Origin of the sequence: Dankookia sp. P2 (assembly GCF_050632255.1) — a bacterium.
GTDB lineage: Bacteria > Pseudomonadota > Alphaproteobacteria > Acetobacterales > Acetobacteraceae > Paracraurococcus.
On sequence record NZ_CP192581.1, the window covers coordinates 1,549,406 to 1,574,658 of the forward strand.

26 protein-coding genes and 6 pseudogenes are annotated in these 25,253 nt (G+C 72.9%); 7 read left to right on the forward strand and 25 right to left on the reverse strand.

All coding sequences use genetic code 11. The features are described 5' to 3' along the window. Positions 1 to 180: 180 nt before the first annotated feature. From dnaN to mutM, 6 genes and pseudogenes are all read right to left on the reverse strand, one after another. Positions 181 to 1,311, reverse strand: a pseudogene (gene dnaN, locus ACQ86J_RS09275) (DNA polymerase III subunit beta). Positions 1,312 to 1,459: 148 nt separating this feature from the next. After that, positions 1,460 to 1,684 (reverse strand): helix-turn-helix domain-containing protein, encoded by a 225-nt coding sequence (locus ACQ86J_RS09280; protein WP_431270893.1) that lies wholly within the window; start codon positions 1,682 to 1,684, stop codon positions 1,460 to 1,462. After that, the gene (gene dnaA / locus ACQ86J_RS09285) at positions 1,663 to 2,949 is read right to left on the reverse strand and encodes a chromosomal replication initiator protein DnaA (RefSeq protein ID WP_431270894.1); all 1,287 of its coding nucleotides are present in this window, start codon (positions 2,947 to 2,949) and stop codon (positions 1,663 to 1,665) included. Before dnaA ends, ACQ86J_RS09280 begins: the two co-directional genes overlap by 22 nt. A 385-nt stretch (positions 2,950 to 3,334) precedes the next feature. Continuing rightward, positions 3,335 to 3,601 (reverse strand): annotated as a pseudogene (gene rpsT, locus ACQ86J_RS09290) (30S ribosomal protein S20); the annotation flags it as partial. Between the two features lie 226 nt (positions 3,602 to 3,827). Then, complete coding sequence (locus ACQ86J_RS09295; protein ID WP_431270895.1) at positions 3,828 to 4,502, reverse strand: enoyl-CoA hydratase-related protein; 675 nt, start codon at positions 4,500 to 4,502, stop codon at positions 3,828 to 3,830. Positions 4,503 to 4,533: 31 nt separating this feature from the next. Further along, the gene (gene mutM, locus ACQ86J_RS09300) at positions 4,534 to 5,349 is read right to left on the reverse strand and encodes a bifunctional DNA-formamidopyrimidine glycosylase/DNA-(apurinic or apyrimidinic site) lyase (protein WP_431270896.1); all 816 of its coding nucleotides are present in this window, start codon (positions 5,347 to 5,349) and stop codon (positions 4,534 to 4,536) included. A gap of 189 nt (positions 5,350 to 5,538) precedes the next feature. On the opposite strand from mutM, the gene ACQ86J_RS09305 reads away from it, so the two are divergent. After that, positions 5,539 to 6,219, forward strand: a complete 681-nt coding sequence (locus tag ACQ86J_RS09305; RefSeq protein WP_431272349.1) for a class I SAM-dependent methyltransferase — start codon at positions 5,539 to 5,541, stop codon at positions 6,217 to 6,219. A 174-nt stretch (positions 6,220 to 6,393) separates the two neighbouring features. On the opposite strand, the gene ACQ86J_RS09310 is transcribed toward ACQ86J_RS09305, so the two are convergent. Next, on the reverse strand, positions 6,394 to 6,750 hold the full coding sequence (locus tag ACQ86J_RS09310; RefSeq protein ID WP_431270897.1) for a hypothetical protein: 357 nt from the start codon (positions 6,748 to 6,750) through the stop codon (positions 6,394 to 6,396). A gap of 670 nt (positions 6,751 to 7,420) precedes the next feature. On the opposite strand from ACQ86J_RS09310, the gene ACQ86J_RS09315 reads away from it, so the two are divergent. Next, positions 7,421 to 7,600, forward strand: a complete 180-nt coding sequence (locus ACQ86J_RS09315) for an SH3 domain-containing protein (protein WP_431270898.1) — start codon at positions 7,421 to 7,423, stop codon at positions 7,598 to 7,600. A gap of 430 nt (positions 7,601 to 8,030) precedes the next feature. On the opposite strand, the pseudogene ACQ86J_RS09320 reads toward ACQ86J_RS09315, so the two are convergent. Next, a pseudogene (locus ACQ86J_RS09320) lies at positions 8,031 to 8,594 on the reverse strand (aldolase/citrate lyase family protein); the annotation flags it as partial. Between the two features lie 93 nt (positions 8,595 to 8,687). Here ACQ86J_RS09320 and ACQ86J_RS09325 point away from each other — a divergent pair. After that, positions 8,688 to 8,909 (forward strand): biotin/lipoyl-binding carrier protein, encoded by a 222-nt coding sequence (locus ACQ86J_RS09325; RefSeq protein ID WP_431270899.1) that lies wholly within the window; start codon positions 8,688 to 8,690, stop codon positions 8,907 to 8,909. 39 nt (positions 8,910 to 8,948) lie between these two features. Next, positions 8,949 to 9,920: a ketopantoate reductase family protein gene (locus tag ACQ86J_RS09330; protein ID WP_431270900.1), complete on the forward strand. Its 972-nt coding sequence runs from the start codon at positions 8,949 to 8,951 to the stop codon at positions 9,918 to 9,920. A gap of 2 nt (positions 9,921 to 9,922) precedes the next feature. Here the strand turns inward: ACQ86J_RS09330 and ACQ86J_RS09335 are convergent, their stop codons facing one another. Next, on the reverse strand, positions 9,923 to 10,192 hold the full coding sequence (locus ACQ86J_RS09335) for a hypothetical protein (RefSeq protein WP_431270901.1): 270 nt from the start codon (positions 10,190 to 10,192) through the stop codon (positions 9,923 to 9,925). A gap of 98 nt (positions 10,193 to 10,290) precedes the next feature. Here ACQ86J_RS09335 and ACQ86J_RS09340 point away from each other — a divergent pair, with 98 nt between their 5' ends. Continuing rightward, positions 10,291 to 10,536, forward strand: a complete 246-nt coding sequence (locus ACQ86J_RS09340; RefSeq protein ID WP_431272350.1) for a DUF1272 domain-containing protein — start codon at positions 10,291 to 10,293, stop codon at positions 10,534 to 10,536. A gap of 204 nt (positions 10,537 to 10,740) precedes the next feature. Here the strand turns inward: ACQ86J_RS09340 and ACQ86J_RS09345 are convergent. The 16 genes and pseudogenes from ACQ86J_RS09345 to ACQ86J_RS09420 form a co-directional block, all read right to left on the reverse strand. Then, positions 10,741 to 11,543 (reverse strand): annotated as a pseudogene (locus ACQ86J_RS09345) (alpha/beta hydrolase); the annotation flags it as partial. Positions 11,544 to 11,765: 222 nt separating this feature from the next. After that, positions 11,766 to 12,800 (reverse strand): aldehyde dehydrogenase family protein, encoded by a 1,035-nt coding sequence (locus ACQ86J_RS09350; RefSeq protein ID WP_431270902.1) that lies wholly within the window; start codon positions 12,798 to 12,800, stop codon positions 11,766 to 11,768. A 405-nt stretch (positions 12,801 to 13,205) separates the two neighbouring features. Next, the gene (locus tag ACQ86J_RS09355) at positions 13,206 to 13,856 is read right to left on the reverse strand and encodes a class I SAM-dependent methyltransferase (RefSeq protein WP_431270903.1); all 651 of its coding nucleotides are present in this window, start codon (positions 13,854 to 13,856) and stop codon (positions 13,206 to 13,208) included. A gap of 92 nt (positions 13,857 to 13,948) precedes the next feature. Further along, positions 13,949 to 14,515 carry an FAD-dependent oxidoreductase gene (locus tag ACQ86J_RS09360; protein ID WP_431270904.1) on the reverse strand — a complete coding sequence of 189 codons (567 nt, stop codon included), beginning with the start codon at positions 14,513 to 14,515 and terminating at the stop codon, positions 13,949 to 13,951. Continuing rightward, positions 14,464 to 15,162, reverse strand: coding sequence for an FAD-dependent oxidoreductase (locus ACQ86J_RS09365; RefSeq protein WP_431270905.1), 699 nt, complete (start codon positions 15,160 to 15,162; stop codon positions 14,464 to 14,466). The genes ACQ86J_RS09360 and ACQ86J_RS09365 overlap by 52 nt, the downstream gene beginning before the upstream one ends. Further along, a pseudogene (locus ACQ86J_RS09370) lies at positions 15,159 to 16,698 on the reverse strand (squalene/phytoene synthase family protein). The gene ACQ86J_RS09365 and the pseudogene ACQ86J_RS09370 overlap by 4 nt, the downstream one beginning before the upstream one ends. 118 nt (positions 16,699 to 16,816) lie before the next feature. Continuing rightward, positions 16,817 to 17,311, reverse strand: a complete 495-nt coding sequence (locus ACQ86J_RS09375) for a hypothetical protein (protein ID WP_431270906.1) — start codon at positions 17,309 to 17,311, stop codon at positions 16,817 to 16,819. A gap of 99 nt (positions 17,312 to 17,410) precedes the next feature. Further along, a complete protein-coding gene (locus tag ACQ86J_RS09380; protein ID WP_431270907.1) occupies positions 17,411 to 17,704 on the reverse strand; it encodes a glycosyltransferase family A protein in 294 nt (97 codons plus the stop codon). Further along, entirely contained in the window at positions 17,704 to 17,874 is a 171-nt protein-coding gene (locus ACQ86J_RS09385) for a hypothetical protein (RefSeq protein ID WP_431270908.1), read from the reverse strand. The genes ACQ86J_RS09380 and ACQ86J_RS09385 overlap by 1 nt, the downstream gene beginning before the upstream one ends. Positions 17,875 to 17,971: 97 nt before the next feature. After that, positions 17,972 to 18,715 carry a lysophospholipid acyltransferase family protein gene (locus tag ACQ86J_RS09390; RefSeq protein WP_431270909.1) on the reverse strand — a complete coding sequence of 248 codons (744 nt, stop codon included), beginning with the start codon at positions 18,713 to 18,715 and terminating at the stop codon, positions 17,972 to 17,974. Between the two features lie 79 nt (positions 18,716 to 18,794). Further along, positions 18,795 to 19,058: a hypothetical protein gene (locus ACQ86J_RS09395; RefSeq protein WP_431270910.1), complete on the reverse strand. Its 264-nt coding sequence runs from the start codon at positions 19,056 to 19,058 to the stop codon at positions 18,795 to 18,797. Positions 19,059 to 19,145: 87 nt separating this feature from the next. Further along, on the reverse strand, positions 19,146 to 19,820 hold the full coding sequence (locus ACQ86J_RS09400) for a phytoene desaturase family protein (RefSeq protein ID WP_431270911.1): 675 nt from the start codon (positions 19,818 to 19,820) through the stop codon (positions 19,146 to 19,148). 400 nt (positions 19,821 to 20,220) lie between these two features. Next, positions 20,221 to 20,397, reverse strand: a pseudogene (locus ACQ86J_RS09405) (FAD-dependent oxidoreductase); the annotation flags it as partial. A gap of 212 nt (positions 20,398 to 20,609) precedes the next feature. Next, positions 20,610 to 22,082, reverse strand: coding sequence for a phytoene desaturase family protein (locus ACQ86J_RS09410; protein ID WP_431270912.1), 1,473 nt, complete (start codon positions 22,080 to 22,082; stop codon positions 20,610 to 20,612). Positions 22,083 to 22,229: 147 nt separating this feature from the next. Further along, on the reverse strand, positions 22,230 to 23,057 hold the full coding sequence (locus ACQ86J_RS09415; RefSeq protein ID WP_431270913.1) for an acyl-CoA dehydrogenase family protein: 828 nt from the start codon (positions 23,055 to 23,057) through the stop codon (positions 22,230 to 22,232). Beyond that, positions 23,033 to 23,542, reverse strand: a complete 510-nt coding sequence (locus tag ACQ86J_RS09420) for an acyl-CoA dehydrogenase family protein (protein WP_431270914.1) — start codon at positions 23,540 to 23,542, stop codon at positions 23,033 to 23,035. The genes ACQ86J_RS09415 and ACQ86J_RS09420 overlap by 25 nt, the downstream gene beginning before the upstream one ends. Before the next feature lie 154 nt (positions 23,543 to 23,696). On the opposite strand from ACQ86J_RS09420, the gene ACQ86J_RS09425 reads away from it, so the two are divergent. Both ACQ86J_RS09425 and ACQ86J_RS09430 read left to right on the forward strand, forming a co-directional pair. Continuing rightward, positions 23,697 to 23,924 carry a hypothetical protein gene (locus ACQ86J_RS09425; RefSeq protein ID WP_431270915.1) on the forward strand — a complete coding sequence of 76 codons (228 nt, stop codon included), beginning with the start codon at positions 23,697 to 23,699 and terminating at the stop codon, positions 23,922 to 23,924. Positions 23,925 to 24,894: 970 nt separating this feature from the next. Then, positions 24,895 to 25,203, forward strand: coding sequence for a hypothetical protein (locus ACQ86J_RS09430; protein ID WP_431272811.1), 309 nt, complete (start codon positions 24,895 to 24,897; stop codon positions 25,201 to 25,203). The last annotated feature ends 50 nt before the right edge of the window (positions 25,204 to 25,253 follow it).

Consider the following 25,253-nt stretch of genomic DNA (forward strand, 5'->3'; position numbering starts at 1 on the left):
CCGACGCTCGGTGCGCTGAAGACCATGGCGCAGCCGATCCAGTTCAACGGGGAGAGCACGATCGGTGCGGTCGCCGCCACCACTGCTCGGCCAGCATTCGGCCGAGGTGCTGGCAGCCTTCGGGTTCTCGGCGGCGGAGATCGCGGCGCTGCGGGCAGCGCGCGCGATCGCCGGCCCGGCCTAGACCCGCATCGGCATCAGCACGTAGAGCGCTTCCGGCTTCGCCGCATCCGTCACCACCGTCGGCGCGCTGCCATCGGCGAAGCGGAATTCGACCTTGTCGCTGATCTGGTCGGTGATGTCGTTGAGGTAGCGGGCCTGGAAGCCGATCTCGAGCGGCGAGTTCTCGTAGCTCACCACGTCCCCCTCCGAGCTCCTCCTGCGCCTGGCCCTGCTCGGCGGAGGAGGCCGAGAGCAGCAGGTGGTTGCGGTCGAGCGAGAGCTTCACCGGGCGCGAACGCTCGCTGCTGATGGCGGCGACGCGGCCGACGGCCTCGGCGAATTCCTTCTTGCTCACCCGTAGGATCTTGTCGTTGCCGCGCGGGATCACCCGGTCGTATTCCGGGAAGGTGCCGTCGATCAGCTTGCTGGTCAGCTGCACGCTGCCGATGTCGAAGCGGATCTTGGTGTCGGACAGCTTCACCAGGACCTCGTCCTGGGTCTCCTCGGCCAGCTTGCGCAGCTCGTTGATCGTCTTGCGCGGGATGATGACGCCGGGCATGCCGCCAGCGCCCTCGGGCAGCGGCTCCTCGACCCGCGCCAGCCGGTGGCCGTCGGTCGCCACCGCGCGCAGCACCTTCACCCCGTCGCTTTCCGTTGCATGCAGGTAGATGCCGTTGAGGTAGTAGCGCGTCTCCTCGGTGGAGATGGCGAAGCGGGTGCGGTCCACCAGCTTGCGCAGCTCGCCGGCCGGCAGGCCGAAGCCGTGCGGCAGCTTGCCCTCGGTCATCGAGGGGAAGTCCTCGACCGGCAGCACCGAGAGGTCGGTGTTGAAGCGCCCGGCGCGCAGCTTCAGCGCGGCATCGCGCTGCCGAGCATGGTCGAGCTCGACCTTGGCGCCCTCGGGCAGCTTGCGGACGATCTCATAGAGGGTCGCGGCCGGGGCGGTGGTGCGGCCGGGGCGGGCGACCTGGACCCCGGCACCTCCTCGACCACCGCGATCTCCATGTCGGTCGCGGTCAGCTTCAGCGCCCCGTCCTGCACCGCGATCAGCACATTGGCCAGGATGGGGATGGTGTTGCGCCGCTCGACCACGCTCTGCACATGCGCCAGCGCCTTGAGCAGGATCGCCCGTTCCACCGTGAACTTCATGCCACCCAGGCTCCCCCGACGATCCGTCCTGCCGCCGCCATGCGCCACCCGTGTCCGGATGGGCCGGCCAGTCCTCAGCCCTGCTTCTAGCAGCCTCGATTCTGCGCCGATAAGGTAGGGTTTTCACCGCGCCAGACCAAGGGTGGCGTTACGCAGCCGGCGAAATCGGGGACGGCCCGGCGGCCCGGGCCAGGCGGGTCAGGTCTCCAGCATCTTCCGCAGCAGCGCCACGTCCTCGGCGAAGCCGGCATCGGCGGCGATGGAGCCTGGAGACGCGGGAGACGGCGTGCATGACCGTGGTGTGGTCGCGATTGCCGAAGCGCCGGCCGATCTCGGGCAGGCTGCGCTGGGTCAGCTGCTTGGCCAGGTACATCGCCACCTGGCGCGGCCGGGCGACGTTCCGGCCCGGCGGGCGGAGACCATGTCGGTCAGCCGCAGGTTGTAGTGCTCGGCCACCTTGCGCTGGATCTCCTCGATCGAGACCCGCTTCTCATGCGCCCGCAGCACGTCGTGCAGCACCTCATGCGCGCTGTCGACGGTGATCGGGCGGCCGAACAGGTTGGCATGGGCGACCAGGCGATTGAGCGCGCCTTCCAGCTCCCGGACATTGGTGGTGATCTTGGTCGCCAGCAGCTCCATCACCTTGGCCGGCACCAGCACCTGCGCCGCGGCCGCCTTGGCCTGCAGGATCGACAGCCGCAGCTCGTAGGTCGTGGCGTGCAGGTCGGCGACCATGCCGCAGCCGAGCCGGGTGCGCAGCCGGTCCTCGATCCCCGCGAGGTCGGAGGGCGGCTTGTCCGAGGAGACGACGATCTGCTTGCCCTGGTCCACCAGCGCATTGAAGGTGTGGAAGAACTCCTCCTGCGTGTTGTCCTTGCCGATCAGGAATTGCAGGTCGTCGATCATCAGCACGTCGACGGCGCGGAGCGTCTCCTTGAACTCCATCGTGCTTTGGCTGCGCAGCGCGGCGATGAAGCGGTACATGAACTTCTCGGCGCTCATGTAGGCGACCGTGCGGTGGGTGTCGCCCTCGCGGATCGCCCAGGCGATGGCGTGCATCAGGTGGGTCTTGCCTAAGCCCACGCCGCCATAGAGGAACAGCGGGTTGAAGCCGGGGCTGGCGGGGCGTTCCGCCACCCGGCGGGCGCAGGCATGGGCGAACTCGTTCGGCTTGCCGACAACGAAGGTGTCGAAGGTGAAGCGCGCCTCGAGCGGCACGACCCAGTCGGAGCGCGGCTCGGGCGTGCGGAGTTCGGGCGGGCGGGGCGGCGCGGCCAGGCTCTCGGCCAGGCCGGGCGGGTCGCCGCGCAGCGTGCCGGCGCCGTCGGCATAGGCCGGCTCCGCGGCCGCGCCCTGACTGCCCCTTGCCTGCTGGCTGCCCTGCGGCGCGCTGCCCGCGGCCTGGGCGACGCGGATCTCCACCCGGCGCACGGCGCCGTCCTCGGCCTGCCACAGCGCGCGCAGGCGGTCGCCGTAATGGCTGTTCACCCAGTCCCGCAGGAAGCGCGTGGGCAGCAGGATCACCGCCTCGTCGCCGTCGATCCCGTGCAGGGTCATCTGCCGCAGCCAGGTGCGGTACTCGACCTCGCCGACCTCGTCACGCAGGCGCCCGCGGATGCGGGCCCAGCAGGCGACCATCTGTCCGGACGTCTCTGGGGGCAATCCGCCGGTCTCCTTCTGCTCCCAACGCCTGCCGGCGCACGGACAATGACGAACCGTGCTGCCCGGAACCGGGTTCCGCGGCAGAATGCCAGGACGGGGAAGGCGTGATGTTTCGGGGGAGAAACCTGCCGGCCGCTCTGGTCCGAGGATGCTACCTCGGGGTCCAAACCGGCGCAAATGGTAACTCACCGAAATTGAGTTGCGAGATAGTACCGCTTTAATGCAACTCTCAGATTCGACTCAAGAAGAAGCATGGCCTGCGGCAAGCCGCAAAAGACCGGCAAGAACAGGCCCGGCCTATTCTTGTCGATCCAACCCAATCACGGCTCTGGAAAAGCGAACCCAGGCTCAGGCCTCGGGCAGCGGCGCCCAGGGACTTGATGCGCGCGGAAAGGCGCGACAGCTTCCGGGCGACGGTATTGGCGTGGAACACGCCCTTGGTCGCGGCGCGCTGCATCTCGGGCTGCGCCGCCTTCAGCGCATCCTGCGCCTGCGACTTGTCGCCGCCGGCGATCGCCTGCTCGACCTTACGGATGAAGCCGCGCACCCGGGACTTCCGCGCACGATTGCGGATGGTGCGCTTCTCCGTCTGGCGGATGCGCTTGCGGGCAGAGGCCGTGTTCGCCATGGGTGGATTTGACTCAAACCAGAGTGATGGGAAGGCGCACCGATGATGCGCAAGGAGGGCGTTCTGCAGGCCCCCCCCGCGCGCCGTCAAGGGAACGGAGGCCGGGATGGACCGAAGGCGCCTCAGCGGTTCTCGAAGCGCGGCTTCCGCTTCTCGGCGAAGGCCGCCATGCCCTCCTTCTGGTCGGCCGTGGCGAAGAGCGATTGGAACACGCGCCGCTCGAACTTCACCCCTCGGCGAGGGTCGTCTCGTAGGCGCGGTTCACCGCTTCCTTGGCGATGGCGACCGAGGGAGCCGAGAGGCTGGCGATCTTCTCGCCAAGCCGGACCGCCTCGGCCACCACCTCGGCGGCCGGGACCACCCGGGCGACCAGGTTGGCGCGCTCGGCCTCCGTCGCGTCCATCATGCGGCCGGTCAGGATCAGTTCCATCGCCTTCGACTTGCCGATGGCCCGCGTCAGGCGCTGCGTGCCGCCGGCGCCGGGGATGACGCCCAGATTGATCTCCGGCTGGCCGAACTTCGCATTGTCCCCGGCCAGGATGATGTCGCACATCATCGCCAGCTCGCAGCCGCCGCCGAGCGCGAAGCCGGCCACCGCGGCGATCACCGGCTTCTGCACGTAGGTCACCGCCTCCCAGCGCTTGCCGATGAAGTCGTCGGTGTAGATGGCGGGGTAGGTGCGGGACTGCATCTCCTTGATGTCGGCGCCGGCGGCGAAGGCCTTCTCGCTGCCGGTGACGACGATGGCGGCGATCGCCGGATCGGCGTCGTAGCCGCGCAGCGCCTGGCCGAGCTCGTCCATCAGCTGGTCGCAGAGCGCGTTCAGCGCCTTCGGCCGGTTCAGGCGGATCACCGCCACCCGCCCCTCGACCTCGGTCAGGATCATCTCGTACTCGGCCATCGCTGCCTCCCTCGCGTCGGGGCGCAACCTATCACCGCTGCCTGCGCGGGCAATGGAAGGTGGCCCGGCCGGACTGGACGAAGCGGCGGATGCCGGGGCAGCCCGGCAAGCCGGGGCAATGCTCGCAGGGCTGGCCCTCGCGGTCGTAGACCTTGAAGCGTTCCTGGAAGAAGCCGATCCCGCCATCCGCCTGGACATAGTCCCGCAGGCTGGACCCGCCGGCCTCGATGCTCTCCTCGAGCACCGCCTTGATCGCCGGCACCAGCCGCAGCGTCCGGGCGCCTGCCACGCTGGCCGCCAGCCGCTTCGGCGAGATGCCGGCGCGGAACAGCGCCTCCGAGACATAGATGCTGCCCAGCCCCGCGACGACCTTCTGGTCCAGCAGCGCCGCCTTGATCGGGGTGTGCTTTCCCGCCAGGGCATCGCTCAGCACCTGCGGCGTGAACGCCTCCTCCAGCGGTTCCGGCCCGATGCCGGCGAGCAGGCGGTGGGCGTCCTCGGCGGCGGTCGGGACGAGATCGACGCTGCCGAAGCGGCGCGGGTCGACGAAGCCGACGCGGATGCCCTCCTCGGTCTCGAGCGCCAGGTGCTCATGCGCGATGGGCGCATTGGGCAGGTCGGCGGCAGGGCGGGCCACCATGCGGCCGGACATGCCGAGATGGATCAGCACGCTGTCGCCGCCCGAGAGCCGCATCAGCATGTACTTGCCGCGGCGGCGGAACCCCTCCACCCGGCTGCCGGCCAGCCGGGCGGCGAGGCCCTCCGGGAAGGGCCAGCGCATATCGGGCCGGGCGATGCTGGCGGCGCGGATCAGCCGGCCCTCCAGCACCTTGCGCAGGCCGCGCATCACCGTCTCGACTTCCGGCAGTGTCCGGCATATGTCCCCGTCCCCCTCGCGGCGCTATGGTGGCCGGGCATGACCGAACGCAACACCCCCGATCCGTCCCTTCGGGGCGACACCCTCGGCCCGGCCCTTTCGGGCGACGACACGATCGACTTCGGCTACCGCGAGGTGCCCAAGGCGGCCAAGGCCGGCATGGTCCGCCAGGTCTTCGACAGCGTGGCGCCGCGCTACGACCTGATGAACGACCTGATGTCGCTCGGCATGCACCGCGCCTGGAAGCACGCCTTCGTCGCCGCCATCGCCGCCTCCCCGCGCGAGACGCTGCTCGACCTCGCGGGCGGCACCGGCGACATCGCCTTCCGGGCGCTCGAGCGCGGCGCGGGGCGGGTCGTCCTGTCCGACATCAACCCGTCCATGCTGCAGGTGGCGCAGGGCCGCGCGCTCGACCGCGGGCTGGCGGCGAACCTCGCCTTCCTCTGCGCCGATGCCGAGCACCTGCCGCTGCCGGACCGCAGCGTCGAGAAGGTCTCGATGGCCTTCGGGCTGCGGAACTGCACCGACAAGCCGGCGGTGCTGCGCGAAGTCCGCCGCGTGCTCCGCCCCGGCGGCCGCTTCCACTGCCTGGAATTCAGCCGGGTCGAGGTCGCGGCGCTGGCCCCGGTCTACGATGCCTGGTCCTTCCGGGTCCTCCCGGCGCTGGGCGAGCGGGTGGCGCAGGACGGCGACAGCTACCGCTACCTGGCCGAGAGCATCCGCATGTTCCCGGACCAGGAGACCTTGGCCGGCATGATGCGGGCGGCCGGGCTGGAACGCGTCCAGCACCGCAACCTGACCGGCGGCATCGTCGCGATCCATACCGGCTGGCGGCTCTAGACCGCGGTTTTGCCGGGCCCGCCTGGGACCGGCGGCCGCCTGTAGCGCCGGCCGCCCGGCGCGGCCTGCGCCGGTAGTTTCGCCCGCTTCCGCAGTATTCGGAACCACGACCATTGCAAACGGCTGCTGCGCCTTCGGCGCTGCGAGAGTATACATTTAGACGATCGGGGGACTTCAGCGCGCGGGGGCGCGTTGAGGGCGTGCGTCGAGGGGACTGTTCAATCCATGATGCAGCAGCGCGAGAGGCTTTACCAACTGGACAAGCCCATTCTCGCCCGTGACGCCGCCGGGGCGGCGGCGGCGCAGGGACCGGATACGCCACCGGGCTGGCTCAGGCTCGACCAGTGCAACCTCAGCCCCTTCCAGGGCCAGGCACTGATGGTGCCGCACGTCCTGCTGCATCCGGAGATCGGCGTCGCGCTGATCGACATCGCCCCGGGCGAGGCGGCGGGGGCCGAGGCGGCCTTCCGCGACCGGCTCGAATCGGCCCGCTTCGCCGCGATCTTCCCCGGCCAGCTGCCGGTGGTGCACCTGCAGCTGCAGCCGGAGGAGCTGGGCAGCCTCGGCACCCTGCTGCCGCAGGTCTTCGCCGCGCTGCCGCCGCTGCGCCTGCCCGGCGGCGATGGCTGGGTGAGCGTGGTGCGCCGGGCGCTGGCCTCCCGCGGGCCGCTGCGCGACGCGGCCGCGGAGCAGGCGCGCGACCGCGCCATGCCGCAGATGCTGAACCGCGAGGTCGCGGCGCAGCGCGCCGGCCTGGCCCCGGCACTGCCCGAGGCGCCGCCGGAGCCGCCGCGGGCGCGCTGGCCGGGGCTGCCGGTCGCGCTCGGCCTGGCCGGCGTGACCGGGCTGGCGGTAACCCTGTTGGTGGCCTGGGGCGGATCGCAGCCGGCCAGCCCGCCGGCCGCCCCGGCCCCCCAGCAGACTGCCGTGGCACCCCCGAGCGCAGCGGAGCGCCCGCCCCGGCGCCGGCCGTGGCGGCGGCGGGCGGCGCGGCGCCGGTCGTGGCCCCGCGCCTGGTGCCGGCCCGCCCGACGGATGCGGCCCCGTCCGCGCCAGCCCGGGACCGCGTGGCCGCCGCCCCGCCGCGGCCGGCCGAGCCGGCGCCCGCACCTCCGGCGCCACCAGCCCGCGCCATGCCCCCGCTGCCCACCGCGGCCGCGGTCCCGCCCCCGCCGCGCCGGAGCAGGCGCCGCGGCTGACGGTGCGGGCCGCCGCCAACATCCGCACCCAGCCGAACAACAAGGCGACCATCATCCGCACCGCGCCGCAGGGCGAGGTGCTGCGCGAGTTCAGCCGGAGCTACGACGACTGGGTGGAGGTCGGCGACACCAAGCCGCAGGGCTGGATGTTCGGCAAGTACCTGGTGCCGGTGAAGCCGTAGGGTCCGAGGCACAATTGGGGAGGGAAAGGTCTCCCTCCCCCAATCGACCCCTTCCTCTTTGTGGGCTTTGGCAGCCGCCGCGCAGCGCGCGCCGACTCACAGGAACAGAGGAGGGTCGGACGCAGCGCGTCCAACCGGAGGATACCTCCTCCCTGGCCTTCCCTACCCCGCATCGAGCGCCGCCTGGATTCCCCTGGTCCAGGCCCCCGCCCCGGCCGAGAGCAGGCCGATATCGGTCTGCGTCGTCAGGAACCGCGCCCCCCGCCTGATGATCGCCGCCTGGGCCTTCGGGTCGCGCTGGCCGCCGCAGCCGAACCGCACGCCGTTGGCGCGGCAGGCGGCGATCACCCGGTCGATCGCCGCCTGCAGCCTCCGGATCGGCGTATTGGCCCGGCTTGCCCATGTTGGTCAGCAGGTCGTTCATGCCGACATGGACCACGTCGATCCCCGGCGTGGCGGCGATCGCCTCGACATTCTCCACCCCCTCCCGCGTCTCGATCATGCAGGCGAGGAAGGTCATGGCATCGACCGCCGGCAGCGCCTCGGCGGGCGGGACGGCAGCGAAGTCGTAATAGGGGTAGCCGCCGGTGACGCTGCGGCGGCCGAGCGGGCCGAAGCGCACCGCGGCGACGGCGGCGCGCGCATCCTCGGCCGTGTTGACGTCCGGATAGACGATGCCGGTGATGCCAGTGTCGAGCAGCGCCTGCACGTCGGGGTCGCGCACCGAGCGCACCCGGGCGAAGGGCGCGACGCCGAGCGCCACCGCAGCCTGGGCGATGTGGCCGATGGTCTCCAGATTGAACAGCGAGTGCTGGACATCGATGAAGAGGAACTCGTGCCCGGTGGCGCGGGCGATGCGGGCGATCTCGGCCGAGCGGGACATCCGCACGCCGAGGCCGAGCACGGTGCCGCCGGCGGCCAGCTTCTCCTTCACCGGGTTGGTCGGGCGGGGTGCTGGCATGGCGGCGTTCCTCCATTGCGGTCTTGCCGGCATGGCAGCACCCCGCCATCGCTCCGGCAACCCGGCTTGACCCTGCCCGCCGACGCCCGTCGAATGGCAGGCGAGGTTCAAGGGGGAAGCAGGTGCATGGCGGAGATCCGCGTGAAGGCCGAGATCGCCGGCTCGGTCTGGAGGATCCTGGTGCAGCCGGGCGAGGCGGTGGCGGCGGAGGACAGCCTGATGCTGCTGGAATCGATGAAGATGGAGATCCCCGTGGTAGCACCGAGGGCGGGCACCGTGCTGGAATGGCGCGTGGCGGAGGGCGAGGCGGTGGCCGAGGGCGATGTCGTGGTGGTGCTGCGGGCATGACGGCAGCGGGTCTCCGATGATCCTCGGCGGGAGCAGGCGATGCGGGTGACGGTGCTCGGCGCCGGGGCGGTCGGCGGCTGGCTCGCGGCGGGGCTGGCGCGCGCCGGGATGCCGGTCGCGGTGCTCGCCCGCGGGGCGACGCTGGCGGCGTTACGCGAACACGGCCTGACCCTGCTGCAGGGCGAGTCGCGCGAGGCCTTCCCGGTCACCGCTTCCGACGACCCCGATGCGCTGCCGCCGGCCGACATCCTGCTGCTCGGGCTGAAGAGCCACGACCTGCCCGCCGCGCTACCGCTGGTGCGGCGGCTGATGGGCCCGGACACGCTGGTCGCCACGGCGCAGAACGGGCTGCCCTGGTGGTTCCTGCAGGGCTTCGGCGGGCCGGCCGAGGGGCTGGTGCTCGAGAGCGTCGATCCCGGCGGGGCGCTGGCGCGGGCGATCCCGGTGGAGCACGTGCTCGGCGGCGTCGCGCATGTCGGCAGCAGGGTGGAGGCGCCCGGCGTGGTGCGGCTGATGAAGCAGGACCGGATGCTCTACGGCGACCCCTCCGGCCGGCACGACCAGGTGCTGGCCGCACTGGTGGCGGCGCTGGAGCAAGGCGGCATCCCGGCCCGGGCGGTGCCCGACATCCGCATGGAGGTCTGGCTCAAGCTCTGGGGCAATCCCAACATGAACCCGCTGAGCGCCCTGTCGCGCGCCGACATGCTGGCGATGCTGGACGATCCCGGCGTCGCCGGGCTGGTCGAGGGCATGATGCGGGAGATGGCGGCGATCGGCGACCGGATCGGCCTGCCGATCGAGCAAGGCATCCCCGAGCGGCTGGAGACCACCCGCCGGCTCGGCGCCTTCCGCACCTCGATGCTGCAGGACCTGGAGGCAGGACGGCCGATGGAGCTCGGCCCGGTGCTGGGCTGCCTGGTCGAGCTCGCGCCGCGGCTCGGCGTGCCGGCGCCGCTGCTGACCGGCATCCATGGCCTGGTGCGGCTGCTGGACCGCAACCGCGGCGGCTGAGGTCAGGTCTTCGGGTCGGGCGTCGGGTCCTCGGTGCCGAGCGGCTCTTCCAGGCCGCTGCGGTCGCGCCGCGTCGGGAAGATGTCGATCGGGCCGCCCAGCTGGGCGGCGCGCTCGGCGCGGTCGCCGGGCTGGGCGTCGTCGGTGCCGATCGGGCGGTCGATGGTGCCGCTGGCGCGCTCGAGACCCTGACGCTGGTCAGGGGCGATGCGGCCGGGGTCATCCGGCGGCTCGCCGGAGCGGGTGGGCTTGGGGGCTGTCTTGTCGCTCATGCCGCGGTCAACGCGCTCCGGCGGGCGGGAGTTCGCCGCGCTTGACCCGGGCGGGCCGGGCGCGGAGGGTTCGATGCCACACCGGGAAGGTCCCAGCGATGCTCGAACTCCGCCCTTGTTGCGAATGCTGCGGCACCGACCTGCCGCCGGCGAGCCTTGAGGCCCGGATCTGCTCCTATGAATGCACCTTCTGCGCCGCCTGCGCCGAGGCGGTGCTGGCCGGCCGCTGTCCCAATTGCACGGGCGAGCTCGTCCGCCGCCCCATCCGCCCCGCCGAGAAGCTGCTGAAGCATCCCGCCAGCACCGTGCGGAAGGTGAAGCCGACCGGCTGCGTCGCCGCCTGAAGCGGCCCCGGGAGGGCCTGGGACGGGGCTCCCCCGCCCCGCGCGGCTAGCGGCTCGCCATCGGCGTGCCGCCGAACGCTCCCGCAGCCGCATCGCGGCGAAACGCTGCGCCTCGGTCGCGTCCGGCACCACCGGCGCCAGGCCGAAGAACTCGTGCGTCGCCCCCGGCCAGGTCCGCTGCACCGCCGGCACGCCTGCGGCCTGGAGTTTCCGCGCCAGCATCTCGCCGTCCGAGCGCAGCGGGTCGATCCCGGCATTGATGATGGTGGCCGGCGGCAGGCCGCGCAGGTCGGCCTTGCCCACCACGTCCAGCCGCGGGTCCTGCAGGTCGAGCGGCGAGCGGGTCAGCTTGTCGACGAACCACAGGACGTCGTCGCGCCCGAGCGGCACGGCGGCGGTATTCTCGAGGTAGGAGGGCGTGCGGGTATCGGTGCCCGCCACCGGATAGACCAGCAGCATGTGCGCGGGCATGGGCAGGCGCTGGTCGCGGATGCCCATGGCGGTGGCGATCGCCAGGTTGCCGCCGGCGCTCTCGCCGGCCAGGGCGACGCGGCGGCGGTCGGCGCCGAGCCGCTGGGCCGCGCCAAGGGCCCAGGCATAGGCGACCAGCGCATCGTCATGCGCGGCCGGGATTTGTGCTCGGGCGCCTGGCGGTAGTGGCAGGACAGGACCACCGCCCCGGTCTCGGCCGCCAGCGCCCGGGCGGAGGCGTCGTAGGTGTCGAGGTCGGCGATGACCCAGCCGCCGCCATGCCAGTAGACGATCAGCGGCAGAGGCCCGCGGCCGGTCTCCGGGATATAGGCCCGGGCGGGGATGGGCCCGTTGCGGCTGGGGATCGAGAGGTCCTGCACCCGGGCGACGGGCCGCGGCACGGTGGGCACGCCCTGCTGCACCTGCACCCGGCGCACCGCATCGGCCATGCTGGGCTGCCGGCGCGCCTGCTCGACGGTCAGGGTCGAGACCGGCTTGGCGCCGAGGTCGATCAGCGCCTGCACCACCGAGCCCATGGGCTGGTCCGCCTTGTTGGCGCTGAGCAGCGCCGCGGGCGCCCCGAGCCGCTGCTGGCGCCGGCGACGGTCCCGGTACCGGCGAGGTCCATGGCGGTTGTCTGGCAGCCTGCCAGGGCCAGCGTGCCGAGGAGCGCGCCTCGTCGGGTGGTCGGATGCAGCGGCATGACATCTCCGGGGAATGATCCGCGGACGAACGCCGCTGCGGCTTGCGGGTTCGCGCTACCGCAGGATGCGTCGGATCAGCCCCCTGCCCCGCTCGCCGCGCGGCGGATCGAGCAGGCGCGAGAGGCTCCAGCGGCCATGCGTCACCCGGGCGCGCAGCAGGCTGAACTCCAGGAACCCCGCCTCCCCGTTCCGCCGGCCAAAGCCGGAGGCGCCGGTGCCGCCGAAGGGCAGGTCGGGGAAGGCGGCGTATTCGATGCAGCGGCCAGCGACGAGGGCGCCGCTCCGCGTGCCGGCCGCGACCGCAGCTTCCTCCTCCCGCATCGCGCCGAACAGGTAGACCGCCAGCGGGCGCGGGCGTTCGGCGATCCAGGCGATCGCGGCGGCCAGGTCGGGCAGCGTCTGCACCGCCAGCACCGGGCCGAAGATCTCCGTCGCGTGCAGGGGATGGCCGGGCGGTGCCTCGGCCAGCGCCAGCGCGCGCCGGCGGCCGGTCCCGTGCGGCGCCAGCGGCGTCAGCGTCGCGCCCTCGCAGAGCGTCTCCAGCCGCGCCGCCTGACGGTCATTGACCATCACCGTGTCGGGCAGGCCGATCCCCGTCGCCCGGCAGGCCGCCGCGAAATCCGCGGGCGCGTGGCCGACCAGCAGGACGGTGTCCGGCGCGATGCAGGTCTGCCCGGCATTCACCACCTTCCCCGCCAGGATCGCCTGCGCCGCCTGGGCCAGGTCGGCGCCGGGCAGGACCAGCGCCGGGCACTTGCCGCCGAGCTCGAGCGTCAGCGGGACGAGGTTGGCGGCGGCGGCCAGCATCACGCGGCGCCCGGTCTCGGTGCCGCCGGTGAAGACGAGGTGGTCCCAGGGCTGTGCGGCGAAGGCGGCGGCGACCTCCGGGCCGCCCTGGACCACCCCGGCGACCTCCGGCCCCCAGGCCTCGGCGACGAGGTCGTCCAGCAGGGCGGCGGTGCGCGGGGTCGCCTCGGCCGGCTTGATCGCCACGCGGTTGCCGGCGGCGATGGCATCGACGGCGGGCAGCAGGGCGAGCTGCAGCGGGTAGTTCCAGGGCGCCATGATGCCGACCACGCCCTTCGCCACCGGCTCCACCGCGGCGCGGGCGGGGCGGAAGGAAAGGGCACCCCGGCGCGGCGCGGCTTCGCCCAGGCGTGCAGGCGGGCGGCGCTGTGGCGGGCGGCGTCCACGGTCAGCTTCACCTCGGCGAGCAGCGTCTCCTCCGGGCTGCGGCCGCCGTAATCGGCGTCGAGCGCGGCGGCGACATCCTCCGCCCGGCGCAGCAGCAGCGCGGCCATGGCGCGCAACAGGGCGCGGCGGCGGTCAAGCGGCAGGGCGCCGTCGCGCCGGGCCACGACGCGCAAGACCGCGAGGGTGGCGGCGGGATCCGCGGTCGTCCCGGCGGGCGCGATGGCGTCGGGCAAGGATTGCTCCTGTTCGGGGCGGGGCGACAGCATCCGCACAGCCCGGTCGGGGAAGGTCGCGGCCGCGCTACTTCACCGCGACGAGGCACGCATAGTTCTGCGCCGCCGTCGGGGTGTCGGTCTCGACCTCGAAGTGGTGCAAGGACTGCGGATCGGCGAAGCCCACCCGGCGCAGCATCTCCAGGTGGCGCGCGACCTCGAAGCGGCCGGGCTCGTAGGTCCAGGCGGTGCCGTCGGGCTTGATGAAGTCGCCGTTCACGAGCACGCCGCCCGGCGGCAGTGTTTCGAAGCAGCGTGCATAGACATCGGCCACCGCCTGCTGGCTGCCGAGGTCATGCAGCGCCCAGGTCGAGATGATGGCCCGGGGCCGGCGGGCCAGCCGGGTCGGCCAGGACTGGTCCATCAGGTCGGCCTGGGTGAAGGTGACCCGCGGCGCCAGGCCGCCGAGCGTCCGCCGCGCCACGTCGAAGAAGACCGTGGAGAAGTCGAGGCCCTCGTAGCGTAGCCCCGCATCCCGTTCGAGGATGTGCCGGGCCATGTAGCCGGGGCCGAGGCCGAGCTCGAGGACGTCGGGGTCGCCCGCCGCATGCCGGCGGATCTGGTCGTGGACCATGTCGAACAGCGCCAGCCGTGGCGGCGACGGGACGAAGCGGTCGGCCCAGCCCTGCACGAAGGCCGCATCGTGGGATCCATGCTGCGCGCCGACGAACCCCGCCATGTCGTCCTCCCTTCGCCCCGGACCTTCCGACGCTACCAGCGGCGCGGCCGTCGGCCAATCGCGCCACGCCACGCATGGGCAATCCATCGGCGTCAGCGCAGCAGGGCCTTCGCCGCCGCCTCCCCGCTGCGGACCGAGGCCTCGATCGTCGCCGGCAGCAGCGGGTCGGTCCAGTCGCCGGCCAAAGCGAGGTTCGCCAGCGGCAGCCGCGGCGGCCGCAGCGGCGGCCCGGGCGTGTGGCGCGGCGTGGCGCGGCGTTCCTTGACCACGCGGCAGGGCGGCGGCGCCTCCGGCCAGTCGCCATCGAGCCCGAAGGCCAGCGCCGCCTGGCGCAGCTCCGCCCAGGCGCGCGGGCCGAGGGTCGCCTGGTCCTCCCGCGCCGCGTCGTCGCCGGCGCTGACCGTCACGCTTACCCCGCCGGCCGCACCAGCACCCATTGGCAGAGCGCATCCAGCATGCCGATGAAGCGCACCGGCCCGTGGGCCGGGCCGCGCGTAATGCAGATTGACGATCGGCGCGTAGCCGGCGGGTGTCTCGAGATGCGGCAGCAGGCGCTGGCTCTCCCAGGGCGGGGTCGCCAGCACCGCGGCGTCGCCGGTGCCGAGCGTCACCGCATCCTCGCCGAAGTCGAGCCCGGCGGCACGCCCACCCTGCACCACCAGCCGGCGCAGCCGGCGCCGAAGCGGATCGTCCCGCCGGCGCGCTCGATGGCGGCCAGGGCGGGCGCGACCAGGTCGGGGCCGAGGCCGCTGCGCGCCACCAGCAGCCGCGTCGCGCCGCGCCCGCCCAGGCGCCGCAGCACCGCGCCGAGCCGGTTCGCCGATGCCTCCCCGACCGGCGTGTTCAGCGCGGCGACAACCAGCGGGTCGACGAAGCCGCGGAGGAATTCCGGGTGCGCCGCCATGGCCGGTCCGACCGCGCGGTCCCGCCGGGGCAGTGCCAGCCCGGCCAGCGCCAGCAGCGCCCCGCCCGAGAAGCCCGGCGGGCGCAATGTCGGATTGCCCCAGCCGAGCGGCGAGAGCGCGACGCGGAAGGCGCGGCCATCCCGCAGGTCGAGCACCGGCAGTCCGGCCGGCTCCGGCTCCACCCAGCCCTCCAGCGCACCGATCCGCCGCAGCAGGCCGAGCGCGGCGGTGTTGGCGCCGAGCAACGCATGGGTGCCGTTGTCAGTGCCGTCCGGCAGGGCACGGCAGCGGCCGCCGGCATTCGGCGCGGATTCGTGCAGGAGAACGGGCCGACCGGCCTCGGCAAGCGCCAGCGCGGCGGCGAGGCCCGCGACCCCGGCACCGATGACGTGCACGGTCATGGCGTGCGGCCGAAGCCCAGCGCCATCCAGGCCATGCGCAGCTTCTCGCCCTTGGTCAGCTTCGGCCGCGGCCGCGCCCCGGCCCAGCCGCGCTGCACCAGCCGGTCCATCAATCGCCGGTAGCCCCACATCATGACGGCCGCCGGCAGCAGCGCCTGCGGGTCATAGGCGCGGATGTCGCGCTCGGCGGCGGCGAAGCCCTCGGCCGCCCGCGCGCCGAGCCGGGCGCAGATGCCGGCGAAGGCCGGGTGGGCGACGATCTCCGTGGCGGGGCCATCCGGGATGCCGGCGGCATCCAGCAGGTCGCGCGGGATGTAGACCCGCTCGCGCATCGCATCCTCGTCGACGTCGCGCAGGATATTGGTGAGCTGGAAGGTGTGGCCCAGCGCCAGGCCGAAGCTCCTCGGCCTCCGGCGCGCCGAAGATGCGGACGCTCATCGCGCCGACGCTGCCGGCGACCTGCCGGCAATAGAGGTCGAGATCGGCCTCGGTCTGCAGCCGCAGCCGGTCGGCGCTGTCGGTCTCCATGCCGGAGATCATCGCCTCGCATTCCGACAGCGGCACGCCATAGGCCTCCCGCGCGAAGGCCAGCTCGCGGCTCAGCACGCAATCCGGCGCCACCAGCTTGCGCCGCCAGTCGGCGAGGAACCGGCGCTTCTCGGCTTCCGGCATGGCACCGTCGGCGATGTCGTCGACCGAGCGGCAGAAGGCATAGACGCCCCAGAGCGCCCGCCGCCGCCCGCCCTTCAGCGCCGCCATGCCACGGGCGAAGGACGACCCGGCGCGGGAGACGCGGGACGCCACGATCGGCGCATCCTTCGGGCCCAGCGAGAGGGCCCCGGCGAGCGCCTTGGCGAAGTCCGCCTTCGACAGCGCGACGCGCCCCAGCACCGGGTCGGCCTTCCGCAGCCGCGCCAGCAGGCGGCGGCCGCAGCCGATGGTCATCGCGGACTGGATCGCCAGCCGGCGGGAGCGCAGCAGCCGCGGCAGGGCGCTGGCGCGGTCCAGTTGCTCCTCGACCCGGTCGAGCGCCGCATCCAGCACCTCGCGCCGCCGCTGCGCATTGCCAGGATCGAAGAAGGCCTGCTCGCCGCCGGCGATCGCCATCCAGGGCTCCGGCAGGTAGATCCGGTCGAGCGCGGCCCGGTCGGGCACCAGGTCCTGCAGGTGGTTCAGCACCTGCAGCGCGGTGCAGAGCCCGTCCGCCGCGGCATTGGCCGCGGCGTTGCCGCCATCGCCGTGCAGCCGCAGCAGCATCCGCCCGACCGGGTCGGCCGAGCGGCGGCAATAATCCTCGAGCTCCGCCCAGTCGGCATAGCGGGTCTTCACCGCATCCTGGCGGAAGGCCGAGAGCATCAGCCGCGCCTCCGTCACGCCGACGCCCTCGCGGTGCATCGCTGCGGCCTCGGGCAGGCCCGTCGCCGGGTCGTCCAGCGCCCGCTCCATGGCGTCGAGCCGGCGGATCTTCTCCTCGGCTTCAAGGTCGGGGCTGTCGCCGATGTCGTCGGCGACGCGGACGAAGCGGTAGAAGGCCATCACCTTGGCCCGCAGCGGCTTGGCCAGCAGCAGGGAGGCGGTCGGAAATTCTCCGCGTCGTGGTCGCGGGTCGGCGTCGCGGAGACGGCGAGGCTTGCTGTTACGGGCGCCGGAGCATTCATGCCGCCTTTGTGGCCGGATATGCGCGGCCTTTCCAGCCCGCCGGCCGGCCCATCAGCCACCGGGCCATGGCCCACCACTGGATCGCCAGCGCCACCAGCATGGTCGCGGGGTGCAGCGGGATGGTCCACCAGGGCTCCCGCGCCCGGATCGTCACCGCCGCCCGCAGCGCCAGCATCAGCGCGATCGCCAGGATGGCCTGCATCTCCGGCAGCAGCGCCCAGGGCCAGAGATGCGCCCCGGCCAGCAGCACGGTCCAGATCGGCAGGCCGAGCGGGGTGGCCATGCCCTCGCGCGCATTCTTCAGGAAGCCGCCCCAGCATTCGGCGAGGCCGCGATACATCCGGCAGGTCGCCAGCGGCGCGCCGTCCACCACCTCGGTCCGGTGGCCCTCGGCGCGGAACAGCCGGGCCAGGGCCAGGCCTTCGTGCAGCACCCGCCGCACCGCGCCATGGCCGCCGATGGACTCGTAGGCCCGCCGCTCGCAAAGCACGAGTTGGCCGCAGGCCGCCGCCAGAGTCGGGCCGCCGGCTCTCCGCCCGGCCGCCGCCCGGCAGGTAGCCGAGCAGGAGGAAGTTGATCCCCGGCACCGTCAGCGCCTCCCCAGGCTGCCGATCAACTGCCGCGGCACGCCGCTGACCATGGCAAGTCGCTTCTCCGCCGCATGCGCCGCCATCGCCGCCGCGGCGCCGGGAGCCAGCCGCACATCGGCATCGATGAAGAGCAGCCAGTCGCCGCGCGCTGCCTCGGCCAAGCGGGCGCAGGCATGCACCTTGCCGGTCCAGTCCGGCGGCAGCGGCGGCGCCGCGGCCAGGCGGACGCGGGGTCGGCCGCGGCCAGGCGGCGGACGATCCCAGGCGGTGCCGTCGGTCGAGCCGTCGTCCATCACCCGACCTCGACCGCGACGCCGCGGCTGGCCAGGGCGGCCGTCACGCAGGCCTCGATATTGGCGGCCTCGTCGCGGGCGGGAATCAGGACGGAGACGAGGCCCTCGGCACGGTCACCGGTCAGGCTCGGCAGGCGGCGCAGGTTGTGCAGTCCGATCGAGGCAGGCAAGGCCGTCAGGCCAAGGCAAAGCCACGTCCAATCCATCAGGACAAAACAACAGGGGGAAAGTCGTCCCCCCGTGCCCCCGGGTTGTTCTTTTGGATCTTCATGCGCTTTCTCCGGCGCTTGGGTCGTGGCGGGGGTCGAAGGGCTTGCCGCGTGCGACCGCCAGGGCATGCCGCCAGCGCTCGTAGATGCCGCCCATGCCTTCGCGGCCGCGCAGCACGGGACGGAAGCGTGTCGGGTCGCGGGCGATCGCATCCTCGGCGAGGCGGTCCATGCCGGCCTCCAACGCCCGGGCCAGCGCATCGCTCCGCGCCTCCCGGCTCATCGCGGCGAGCGCCGCGCCCTCGATCGGCGGGCCATAGCCGCAGAGCATCTCGGCGGCGCGCTCGGACCAGAAGGGATACTCGATCGCCATCGGCAGGAAGCGGGCCTCGGGCGCAAGCTCGGCCAGCCGCACCAGCCCAGGCGCCATCGGCACCGGGCGTTCGCGCACATCCATGAAGCGGCCCGGGGCGTTCATCCACAGCATGGCGCCGGGCTCGGCCAGCACCGCCTTCGCCGTGCGCAGGAAGGCGACCGCCCCGCGCGCCGATTGCTGCTCCACCCCGAAGACGCCGATCCGCGTCATGAAGCCGTAGCGCTTCAGCGCCTCGGCCTCCATCGGGATGAACATCCGCCGCCCCGGGAAGAGCTCGGTCGAATAGAGCATGAAGGCCACGCCGTCCCACCAGGAGGGGTGGTTGGCATAGACCACCAGCGGCCGGCCGGGCTGGTCCGGCGGCGGCAATCCCCAGGTGGCCACCCGCACCGCGCGCAGGTGCCTGGCGGCGAAGCCGGCGAACATGAAGCGGTAGAGGCGAAGCGCGCCGGGGAGAACAGCGCGACCGGCGAGGCCCCCTCCCCCTTGCGCCCCGCTTCCATGGCTACTCGGCCGCCAGCCGGGCCCGCAGCGCGTCGCGCTGCCCGGCCGCCTCGGCCTCGGCGCTCATCCCCCGCCCGCCGAGATCCTGGTCCAGCGCATCGGCGGCGATCCAGCCGGACATCATCACCATCGGCATGCCCGGGCCCGGATGCGCCGCGCCGCCGGCCAGGTACAGGCCCTTGACCTGCTTCGAGCGGTTGCCGGGCTTGAAGGCGCCGGTCCAGCGGCCATGGCTGGCGAGGCCGTAGATGGCGCCGTCCAGCACCTTGTAGCGCTCCGTGGATGTCGACCGGCGTCAACGCCTGCTCGACCACGATCCGCTCCTCGATGTCCTCCATCCCCGCGGTACGCTTCAGCTTGTCGAGGATGGCCTGGCGGTAGGGGGAACATCTTCGCCCAGTCGTGCCCGGGCCGCAGATGCGGCGTGTGCACCAGCACGTACAGCGCCTCCCCGCCCTCCGGCGCCACGGTGTCGTCGGAACAGGAGGGCGCCGCGAGATAGGCGGTCGGGTCGGGCGCCGGGACGCCCTTCTTGTAGATCGCGTCGAACTCCTCCTCCGCATCGCGGGAGAAGACGAAGCAATGGTGCGCCAGATGCTCGTAGCGCTTGCGCAGGCCGAGATAGAGCACGACGCCGGAACAGGCCGGCTCGAACCCCTTCTTCGCGTATTTCCGGCCGGTCTCGCCGCCGACCAGCTTCCTTGTAGGTGCGGATGGCGTCCATGTTGGAGATGACGGCGTCGCAGGCGATCCGCTCGCCCGACGCTGTCTTCACTGCGCGCACCGCGCCGTTCTCGATGTCGAAGCCGGTGACCTCGACGCCCGGCCGGAGGTCGGCGCCGAGATCGGCGGCGAGCTTGGCCAGGCCCACCGCGACGGCGCGGGTGCCGCCCTTCGGGTACCAGACGCCCTCGGTCGCCTGCATGTCGCCGATGCTGCACAGCACCGCCGGCGCGAGATAGGGAGAGGAGCCGACATACTCGGCAGAAATGGTCCAGCATCTGCGCCAGCCGCGCATCCGGCACATGGCCGCGGATCACCTTCGCCACCGTCTGGCCCATGCGCAGCGCCATGACGTCGCGCATGGTGTCGGGGTTGAAATTGGCCCGCATGTCCATGGTGTCGCCGATCCCCTCGACCGGCTTCCAGAAGAAGAATTTCTCCGACACCTCGTGCAGCTTCTCGGCGACCTGCTGGAAGCGGCGGTAGCCGTCCCCCTGCCCGGTCCCCGGCGCGAAGGCGTCCATCGACCGCGCCATGGCGTCCACGTTCTCGATCAGGTCGATCCGCGTGTTGTCGTCGAAGAAGCAGCGCCATTGCGGGTCGAGCCTGATCAGCGGCAGGTCGGCCGCCTGGTCGCGCCCGGCCTCCGCATAGATGCGGCGCAGCACCCGCGGCACTGTCAGGATGGTCGGCCCCATGTCGAAGCGGAAGCCCTGGTTGCTGCCCGGGCGCTCGGGGTCCGGCAGGTTCAGCACCGCCGCCTTGCCGCCCAGCCAGGGGTTCTTGTCGAGCACCGTCACCCGGTGACCGCGCGCCGCCGCCGTCGCCGCCGCGGCCAGGCCGCCGAGCCCGGCGCCCACCACCACCACATGCGAGGTCATGGCAAATCCTCCCTCGTCGTCTCGTCAGGGCGCCGGCCGTGACGGCGGCGCCCGGTTCATCCACCGCGCCGGCTTGGACGCCGGCTCCCAATGCCTTCAGCGCGCCGGCTCCAGCGCCGGCGCGAGGCCGCCCACGGACGGCACCGCCGGCCCGGGCCGCAGGCCGAGATCCTCGGCCAGCAGCCGCGTGGTGATCCGCGCGCCTTCGTAGATCACCGGCAGCCCGCTGCCGGGATGCGTGCCGCCGCCGACGAGGTAGACGCCCTCGGTCCCCACGAAGCGGTTCTGCGGCCGGAAGCACAGCATCTGCGACAGGTCGTGGCTGAGGTTGAAGGTCGCCCCGTGCCCGACCGCGTATTCGTCGCGCCATTCAAGCGGCGTGACCACGCGCTCGTAGCGGATGCGGGATTCGAGATCGCCGAGCCCGAGCTTGGCCAGCCGGTCGAGCACCAGCCGGCGGAAGCGCGGCGCCTCCTCCCGCCAGTCGAGCCCCTGCGCCTTGGCATCGCGCAGGTTCGGCACCGGCACCAGCAGGTACAGCGCCGAATGCCCGGGCGGCGCCATGCTGGGATCGAGGATGCTGGGGTTGTGCAGGTAGAGGCTGGGCTGGTCCGGCAGGATTCCGGTCTCGAGCGGCGGATGTTCCGCTCATAGCCCTCGGACAGCATCACCGTGTGATGCGCCAGATCCGGGTATGATCCCTCGATCCCGAGATAGAGCATGAAGGTCGAGCAGGAATAGCGCGCCGTCTCGATCTTGGCGTCCTTCCAGCGCGGCCGCAGCGGCTGCGGCACCAGGTAGGGCATGGAATGCGCGAAATCGGCATTCACGATCACCGCGTCGGCGGCGTGATGCACCCCGCCCACGGTCAGCCCGGTCGCCCGGCGGCCGTCGAAGGCGATGCACTCGACCGGCGCCTCGAAGCGGATCTCGGCGCCGAGCCGCTCGGCGACCCGCGCCATGGCGTCCGAGATCGAGCCGCAGCCGCCCTCGATATGCCAGATGCCGTGCTCGTATTCGAGGAAGCTGAGGATGGTGAAGAGGCTCGGGCAGCGGAACGGCGACATCCCGAGGTACTTGGTCTGGAAGGAGAAGGCGAGCCGCACCAGCGGATGGCTGAAATGCCGCGCCAGGTCCTTGTCCACCGTGCTGTGCGGCCGCAGCAGCGGCAGGCTCTTCAGCACCTCCGGATGCAGGAAGCGGAAGATCGAGGCGAAGGGCTTCTCCAGCACCGGCCGGAAGACGTCGAGCTTGGCGCGGTTCTCGGCGATGAAGCCGCGGAAGCCCTTGGCGTCCTGCGGGCAGAGCTTGGCGATCTCGGCTTCCATCCGCACCGGGTCGGCGGTGGCGTCGATGCTGGCGGCGCCCTCGAAGAACAGCCGGTAGAGCGGGTCGACCCGCATCAGCTTCACCTCGTCCTCCAGCCGGGCGCCGACGCTCTGGAAGATCTCGGCGATGACGCGGGGATAGAGGAAGAAGGTCGGGCCGAGGTCGAAGCGGAAGCCCTCCGGCGTCGCCAGCGTCCGGGTGCGGCCGCCGACGACCTTGTCCTTCTCGAAGATCGTGACCTGCGCGCCCTGCGCCGCCAGCAGCATGGCGGCGGCGAGGCCGCCGGGGCCGGCACCGACGATGGCGACGCGCGGACGGCTGGCCTTCAGGGCGGGGGCGGCGAGCGGAGCGTTCATGCGCGGCGGCGTGTCCTGCACATTGTCATGGGTGTTCGGCAGATGCGGCCGGGAGCCCCATCCGCAAGTGTCCTGCTGCGCAATAAAACAGCATCGGGCGGCGCGAGGCCAGCCAGCCGCGGCCCCGCCGCCACATCACCTGCCGCCTCAGGCCGCGGGCATCAGCGCGAGGAGGCTGTCCGCCGCCTCGATCTCCGCCAGCCGCGCCGCCGCCCGAGGCAGCAGTCGCGCCAGGTAGAAGCCGGCGAGCGGCGCGTAGCGACCATCGGCCGCCGCGGCCCGCGCCAGCATCCAGCCGCCAAGGGTCCAGCCCGCCGCATCCAGGTAGGCCGCGGCCGAGGCCTGCGCGGCATCCGCATCCCGGAGGCCGCGGTCGAGCATCCAATCGGTGGCGCGGCCCAGCGCCGCGACCGCCGGCGCCAGCCGCGGGTCGCTCGCCGTCACCTCCGCCAGCAGGCCGCGCATATGCGCGCCGCCGTCGCGGAACAGCTTGCGGCCGACCAGGTCCAGCGCCTGGATGCCGTTGGTGCCCTCGTAGATCGGCGCGATGCGCGCGTCGCGCAGCACCTGGGCGGCGCCGGTATCCTCGACGAAGCCCATCCCGCCATGCACCTGAATGCCGAGCGAGGCGCAGTCGACGCCACGGTCGGTGCACCAGGCCTTCACGATCGGCGTCAGCAGCGCGACGCGGGCTTCCGCCTCGGCGTCGCCCAGCAGGCGATGACGGTCGAGCGCGGCGCCGGCCTCGAGCGCCAGCAGCCGGCCGGCGAGCGTGATGGCGCGGATCTCCGCCAGCATGCGCACCACGTCGGGGTGACGGTCGATCGGCTGGCCGCCCTGGATGCGCTGCGCGGCATAGGGCTCGGCCAGCGCGAGCGCCCGCGCGCCCTGCGCCACGCCCTCGACCCCGACGCCGAGCCGGGCGGCGTTCATCATGGCGAACATGGCGTTCAGGCCGCGATTGGCCTCGCCCACCGCTGCGCCTCCGCCCCCTCGAACAGCATGACGCAGGTGGGGGAGGCATGGATGCCCATCTTCTTCTCGAGCCCGCCGCAGCGCAGCGCATTGCGCGTGCCGTCCGGCAGCAGCTTCGGCGCGGCGAAGAGGCTGATCCCCTTGGTCCCCGGCGGCGCATCCGGCAGCCGCGCCAGGACCAGGTGCAGCGTATTATCCGTGAGGTCGTGCTCGCCCCAGGTGATGTAGATCTTCTGCCCGGTGATCCGGTAGCCGCCCGTGCCGTCCGGCTCGGCCTTGGTGCGGACCTGGGACAGGTCGGAGCCGGCCTGCGGCTCGGTGAGGCACATGGTGCCGGTCCATTCGCCGCTGACCAGCTTCGGCAGCCAGGCCTCCTGCTGGGCCGGCGAGGCGAAGCGGGCGATCGCCTCGATCGCGCCGATGCTGAGCAGCGGGCAGAGGCTGAAGGACATGTCGCCGGCGGTCACCAGCTCGGCCACCGCCATCCATAGCGCCTGCGGCGGCTCCTCGCCCGCCGGTTTCGATGCCGTTCACCTCGGCCGGGGCGGCGAGGCCCTGCCAGCCGCCCTCGATCCAGGCCTGGTAGGCCGGCTTGTAGCTCGGCGGCGTGCGGACCACGCCGTTCTCGTAGACCGCGCCGTGCCGGTCGGCGGCCATGGCATGCGGCCAGAGCAGTCCACGGGCGAAGCGATCGGCCTCGCCGATGATGGCGGCGATGTCCTCGGCCCCGAGCGGCGCGCCGCCGGCAGCGGTCAGGCCGGGCAGGTCGATGACGCGGGTGAGGCCGAAAATCAGGTCCTCGGCGGGGGTGGTGGCGGGCATGGCGGTGTCTTGACCCCTGAAGCGGCGCGTTTGGGCGAGCCTTGACAGGGTTCACCATGGACCACGCGATGCGGCAAGCCAATGGAGTGTAAAGCCGCTTGGACGCCGGCGGGGTTCCGCGCCGTGGTTGAATTGTCCCTGGATTCGACACGGACGCGGCCAGGCCCGAAGCATCGCGGGCGCCTGGCCCGCAAATGCCCCGGGGACCGCCCCGTGGTCAGTCGCGGCCGCGGGCGGGGCTACCGCGCCGGCTGCCGGCGCTGGACCGGCCGCCCTTGGCCGCCGCTGCAGTGCGGCCCGCAGCACCCGTGCCGCGCTTGGCGGCCGGGGCGCGCTTGGCGCCATCGGCGGCGCCACGCTTCGCGGCGGTGCCGGTCGTGCGCTTGCCCGTCGCGCCCGTCGCACGCTTTGGCGTCGTGCCCGTGGTGCGCTTGGTCGCCGTACCGGTGGTGCGCTTGCTCGTCGCGCCCGTCGCACGCTTTGCTGTCGTGCCCGTGGTGCGCTTGGTCGCCGTACCGGTGGTGCGCTTGCCCGTCGCGCCCGTCGCACGCTTTGCCGTCGTGCCCGTGGCGCGCTTGGTCGCCGTACCGGTGGTGCGCTTGCCCGTCGTGCCCGTCGCACGCTTTGCCGTCGTGCCCGTGGCACGCTTTGCCGTCGTGCCGGTCGTGCGCTTGCTCGTCGCGCCCGTCGCACGCTTTGCCGTCGTGCCAGTGGCGCGCTTGGTCGCCGTACCGGTGGTACGCTTCGCCGTCGTGCCCGTGGCACGCTTCGCCGTCGTGCCCGTAGCACGCTTCGCTGCCGTACCCGTAGCACGCTTCGCCGTCGTGCCAGTGGCGCGCTTCGCCGCGGCCCCCGTCCCGCGCGCCGTGCTGCTGCGCGCCGCGCCGCCCTTGGCGCCGTTGCTGCGCGCCGCCGCGGCCTTACGTGGCGTACTGGCGCTGCCGCCTTTGCGGCCGCCCTCGCTCTGCGCCGCCCGTCCGGCCGCGCTGCGCCCCCCGTCCTGGCCGACCCGGCCTTGGCGGTGCCGCGCTTGGCGGTGCCGGCGCTCGCCCGGCCACCCTTCGCGGCGGCCGCGGTGGCACCGGCGGCGCCACGCTTCGCGGTGGCCGTGCCGCGGCGAGCACGCGGCGCCGCCGGCTCCTCGCTCTTGGCGGTACGGCGGGCGCGGGTCTTGCGCGGCGCCGCCTCGGCCTCGGCCTCGGGCGCCGCGCGACGGGTGCGGGTGGCGCGACGGCGCGGGGCGGGCTCCTCCGCCGATGCCTCGTCGTCCTGCCGCGTCGCCATGTCCTCGCCGTCCTTCTCCGCCTCATCCTGCATGGCGTGACCGTCGGCCTGCGTGTCGCTGTCCTGCATCGGATCATGTCCCCAGTTCAT